This is a genomic window from Sphingobacterium sp. UBA7253 (genome assembly GCF_002472745.1).
GTDB lineage: Bacteria > Bacteroidota > Bacteroidia > Sphingobacteriales > Sphingobacteriaceae > Sphingobacterium > Sphingobacterium siyangense.
Genome location: NZ_DKSP01000186.1, coordinates 1 through 2441, shown reverse-complemented (window position 1 = coordinate 2441; position 2441 = coordinate 1). Strand labels below are relative to the sequence as shown.

2 protein-coding genes are annotated in these 2441 nt (G+C 37.6%); one reads left to right on the top strand and one right to left on the bottom strand.

Translation table 11 applies throughout. The features are described 5' to 3' along the window. The first annotated feature begins 69 nt into the window (after positions 1-69). A complete protein-coding gene (locus B2X72_RS18905) occupies positions 70-882 on the top strand; it encodes a hypothetical protein (protein WP_145326791.1) in 813 nt (270 codons plus the stop codon). 19 nt (positions 883-901) lie between these two features. Here the strand turns inward: B2X72_RS18905 and B2X72_RS18900 are convergent, their stop codons facing one another. After that, positions 902-2236: a GH1 family beta-glucosidase gene (locus B2X72_RS18900; protein WP_145326790.1), complete on the bottom strand. Its 1335-nt coding sequence runs from the start codon at positions 2234-2236 to the stop codon at positions 902-904. Positions 2237-2441: the final 205 nt, after the last annotated feature.

Below are 2441 nucleotides of genomic sequence, written 5' to 3'. Positions count from 1 at the left end.
TGATATTTATATTTATGCAATCAGAGCTATCTTAGCGACAGAGATTTTGTTATTTCATTAGAGAACGTATTGGAAAATATCATTGAAATTAAAAGAACTAATTTTCAGCGGAAGTCAGCATATTTTCAACTGTTGAATTATACACTGTTTTCAATACTCGGAATTGTAAGTATATTTTGGGATTGGAAAGCCAGCATTGCGCCAATAATCTGCGTCATTACTTTCTATTTAATCGAGCGGAAAATTGATTTTTGGTCAAATGTCCTCTCGTTTATCATCGCTTTTTTAATCCTTTCATTTTCTTTGTCGTGGATATTCAGCTTGTCTTTTGGTATATTTATTTTTCAATGTCTATTGCTTGCAGCCATTAAGCCTGCTATCGTTATATGGAAAGAAATCAAACAGGAACATACCGATGTGATCTTCGCAATGAGTTCGGAGTATTTTGTATGTTTAAGTCCAGATAACAGTGACTACAGAGGATATGCAATGAACCCTATGGGGTATAAAAAGCGCTTTCCAATGTCGGCCGTTATTTCAGTTCAGCGAGATGGAAATATTTTACTTATTGCCTTGCAGCAGCAGATTGTACGTCCTCGTGAATTGCGTTCAGACGAAATCGAAATTATTCTCGAATATTTTAGAATGAATAGACCGGATGTTTTAGCCGCAGTTGAAACAAAAATTATCCGTGAGGAAGAAGACCGAATATATTGGGTCAAGCTTATTGTTATCGGTATTCCATGTATATTGGCTGGACTATCCATCTATTTTTTTGCAGACAACGGAAGGAATACATTGGTCACAATACTTAGTATTGTCGCCGCATTGTTTCTTGGCCTGATTTTATTGAAAATTACAAATTTGATATATCGTTCATAACGATGGAAAAGCCATTTATTTATTTTAAAAAGTCTCCGTACCAATGTCCAGAGGATTTGACGATGCGCTGTTGATTGTTGAAATCAACATAAACTAGTCCAAATCTTGGACGATATCCTTCAGCCCATTCGAAGTTGTCCATGAATGTCCATACAAAATACCCTTTGACATTTATTCCTTCTTGTTTTGCACGGTAAACCTCCTGTAAAGCGTGCTGTAAATAGCTCAATCTTTTGGGGTCATGCACTAAACCATTTTCAATTTTATCAGGAAATGCAGCACCATTTTCGGTAACAATTAAAGTGGGGATATTAGGGTAGGCGCTAAATTTCTTGAGCATATAATAAATGGAGGCTGGGTAAACTTCCCAGTTCATTTCGGTCATTTCAACTTTGCGCTCTTTCGCCGACACTATCTTTGCTTGAAGATAAGGAACGAACATGGCGTATCGTATAATTTCCCGTGTATAATTTTGCACGCCAATAAAGTCCATATCAAATTGCAGATCTCGCTCATCATTCGCGTGCATATACTTTTCAATTCTACCCAGTATTTTAATCTCTTGTGTTGGATAGCCCATTCCTAGTAGCGGTTCTATAAATAGGCGGTTGAGCAATACATCTGCTTTCTTTGCCGCAAGAATGTCTCTGTCTTTCGACGTAAAGGGCTCAACATGGGAGCAAGAAAAAGTCGTTCCTACTTCGCTATTAGGCTGTAAAGACTTAATAATTCGGCCGCCTTGAGCTTGTGCTAATGCAGCATGATGGGACGCAGCCAAAAAATTGCCCAAACCTTTTCTCTCTGGTGCATGTACACCGAAGAAATAACCTGCAGCAGTAAATACTGTAGGTTCGTTGAGAACCATCCAATGCTTGACCCGGTCCCCGTAGGTTTGCACACATTTGGAAACAAATTCTCCAAACCAATCTTTCACATCACGGTTTACCCAGCCACCTTTCTTTTCCAATGCATGTGGAAGATCCCAATGATATAAGGTAGGCCAAGGTGTTATCCCTAACTCAAGGGATAAATCGATCAAACGATCATAAAAATCCAATCCAGATTGATTTACCGCACCAATACCAGCAGGAAATATACGACTCCATGATAAAGAGAATCTGTAATTAGGAATATGCATTCCCTGCATCAAATACAGGTCCTGAACATAGCGATTGTAAAAATCACAGGCCTCATTACCATGTTGATTTTGAAATATACGGTTTCTTTTTTTGACGAATATATCCCAGATAGAAGGGCCTTTTCCATGCAAATCATGTGCTCCTTCAATCTGGTAGGCAGCTGTAGAAACTCCCCAAATAAAATCTTTGCCAAAGGCATCTTTGGTTAATAGCATTTACAAAAATAAAATTATCGGACCTCAATGCCGTTTTTAAAAACAATTAAGTTTTGTGGAATCTTAATGGTGAATAGAATGAACTGAATCTACCCAAAAAGATTCTAAATATAATCCGCTGGAAAAAATAGTTTATCGTTTTCATAATAGATACATTAACTCCGTTGACTACATTAATTATCGCATTATCACTTGCGTCCTAAAC

Bases quoted from the DNA above. Each gene is read 5' to 3' on its own strand.
- B2X72_RS18900 (WP_145326790.1), bottom strand. From the start codon at position 2,236: ATGCTATTAACCAAAGATGCCTTTGGCAAAGATTTTATTTGGGGAGTT.